This window comes from Erwinia sp. PME.40.26/001 (assembly GCF_055556675.1).
The window spans coordinates 1-247 of the sequence record NZ_JBVHNP010000350.1 but is presented as its reverse complement, the minus strand read 5'-3'; the positions used below and the strand labels follow the sequence as shown (position 1 = coordinate 247).

General features: G+C 69.6%; 1 protein-coding gene. It reads left to right on the top strand.

The features are described from left to right. A partial coding sequence (locus ACZ3HG_RS24495) for a hypothetical protein (protein ID WP_465335089.1) occupies nt 1–247 on the top strand: 247 nt, incomplete at both ends.

Sequence of the window (247 nt, the reverse complement as noted above, 5' to 3'; positions counted from 1 at the left end):
TCCGAATTCCCCGTCGTGGACGGCGTCGTGCCGTTCCCCGGGTGGGATTTCTTCGACGAGCCCGACATCGCCGACCTTGACGACGACACCCGGCGCCGCATCGCCGAGCGCGTGGTCGACGTGCCCGGCACGGTGCCCATCGACCGACTGCCCCTGTCCGACGAGCGGCGGTGGAACATCCCGGTCACGGTGCTGTCCGGTCAACTGGACGCGGATTCGGTGCAGCAGGCGCTGGCCGAATGGGGTC